The 551-nt window shown below is 29.0% G+C and carries 1 pseudogene; it reads right to left on the bottom strand.

The annotated features are described in order from the left end of the window. A pseudogene (locus tag HLB29_RS09560) lies at nucleotides 1–344 on the bottom strand (hypothetical protein); the annotation flags it as partial. Nucleotides 345–551: the final 207 nt, after the last annotated feature.

Here is a 551-nt window from a genome sequence, read left to right as displayed (position 1 = left end):
TTTCCGCAATCTTTGATATATCCTCTATCCAATTGTTTTTTAGTGGCCTCTATATACTCTCCGCATTTTAGACATCTACATCTCCACACTATAGCTCCATTATTTCTTTTATCAGTCTTCTCTTCTACTAAAAGATCATTATACCTTTTCCCATGTATATCTTTAAAACTATTACTTACTTCTTTCGATTTACAACCGCAACTTGTGGTTCTGCCGGATTTTAAATTATAATAGTCAACATCTGATTTATTCCCACAATCACACAAACAAATACAACGAAGTCTATTTTTTTCATTTTTATATACAGATAAAATTTTGAGTCTTCCAAATTTTTTCCCAATCATATTATTTTCCACTCCTTACTAAATTTTAACTATCTTTTATACTCCATTTTTTATATTTCTGTCCTACTCTAAAAAAATAGAAGACACGAGATTAAATAAATTATCCGTGCCTTCTAATACTAAAATGTTTTGAATGTGTGTTATCTTTTACTTGTTAAGATTTTTTCTTCGCCTTAATTCAAAGAAAAGCAATATACTTCCCGGAAT

The sequence above is a fragment of the Peptostreptococcus canis genome, from assembly GCF_014229965.1.
GTDB classification, from domain to species: Bacteria; Bacillota; Clostridia; order Peptostreptococcales; family Peptostreptococcaceae; genus Peptostreptococcus; species Peptostreptococcus canis.
Note: the sequence above shows the minus strand (reverse complement) of the source record. Positions and strands in the feature narration are given on the sequence as shown.